1 protein-coding gene is annotated in these 596 nt (G+C 59.4%); it reads left to right on the top strand.

The window, feature by feature from the left end; all coding sequences use genetic code 11:
- The coding region (locus D5269_RS18180; protein ID WP_166545256.1) for a DEAD/DEAH box helicase family protein at window positions 1-596 on the top strand (596 nt) is incomplete at both ends.

Genomic DNA, 596 nt, shown 5'->3' with positions numbered 1-596 from the left:
GAGGGCCGGGAGCGCCGGGTACTCAACGCCAAAGAAACCACCCTTGCCGCCCAGAAGCAGATGGCGATCCGGGAAGCCTTCCGGGACTGGATTTGGAAGGACCCACAGCGGCGGCAGACGCTGGTGCGCCAGTACAACGAGGAAATGAACAGCATCCGCCCCCGCGAGTATGACGGGCAGCATATCCGGTTTGCGGGCATGAACCCGGAAATTACGTTACGGGAACACCAGAAAAACGCCATCGCCCATGTGCTGTACGGCGGGAATACCCTGCTGGCCCATGAGGTGGGCGCGGGCAAGACCTTTGAAATGGTAGCCGCCGCGATGGAATCCAAGCGGCTGGGCCTGTGCCAGAAATCCCTCTTTGTGGTGCCGAACCACCTGACCGAGCAGTGGGCCTCCGAGTTTTTACGGCTCTACCCTTCCGCGAATATCCTTGTCACCACCAAAAAGGATTTTGAAAGCCACAACCGCAAGAAATTCTGCGCCAGAATCGCCACCGGGGACTATGACGCGGTGATTATCGGACACTCCCAGTTTGAGCGTATTCCCATCAGCCGGGAACGGCAGGAGCGCCTGCTGCGGGAGCAGATCAA

Origin of the sequence: Anaerotruncus sp. 1XD42-93, from assembly GCF_009917605.1 — a bacterium.
Lineage (GTDB): Bacteria > Bacillota > Clostridia > Oscillospirales > Ruminococcaceae > Anaerotruncus.
Note: the sequence above shows the minus strand (reverse complement) of the source record. Positions and strands in the feature narration are given on the sequence as shown.